Source organism: Paraprevotella clara YIT 11840 (genome assembly GCF_000233955.1).
Taxonomy (GTDB): Bacteria; Bacteroidota; Bacteroidia; order Bacteroidales; family Bacteroidaceae; genus Paraprevotella; species Paraprevotella clara.
In genome coordinates this window covers 1-517 of record NZ_JH376635.1, presented here as the reverse complement: position 1 = coordinate 517, position 517 = coordinate 1, and the positions used below count along the sequence as shown (strand labels likewise).

At 45.1% G+C, this 517-nt stretch carries 1 protein-coding gene; it reads left to right on the top strand.

Translation table 11 applies throughout. The features are described from left to right. Positions 1-192 precede the first annotated feature (192 nt). Positions 193-366, top strand: a complete 174-nt coding sequence (locus tag HMPREF9441_RS18675) for a hypothetical protein (protein WP_008622696.1) — start codon at positions 193-195, stop codon at positions 364-366. The last annotated feature ends 151 nt before the right edge of the window (positions 367-517 follow it).

Genomic DNA, 517 nt, shown 5'->3' with positions numbered 1-517 from the left:
AGGCCTTGCTTCCCGAAAGCGAGTGCAAAGGTAGGCACTTTTCCAGTAACTGCCAAATATTATGACCACTTTTTTTCAAGCGGAAACTCCTGCAAATTTAGGAAAACTTCCCCAAACAAGCAAGGAATATGCTGTAAAACATATATTTAACACTCAAAATCATGCACGATTTAAGGGAAAACTTTTTTCTTAATGGAAAACGAAGGAGAGGAAAGGAGCGGAGAAAAGGGGAAGGAAAACGTGGGAACGAAGGAGGAAGAGGAGAAAAAGGGTGGCGGGGAAAAAGGGGGAATGGCACCGGGAAGGTGGGGCAACGAGGCTGAAAACACGCACAAGGGGAAACGGAAAGCCCAAGGACGGAGATAGGAAGGACGGTAAAGAACAGCAGGAAGAAAGAGAGTTTGGAACGAAAGACACACAAGGAAAATATAGGGCATGTGTCAGGAGCCGTACACAAAAGAGAGATAAAAGGAAAGGGCAAAAGCTGTAAAAAAGGAGGAGGTACCGAGACAAGAAA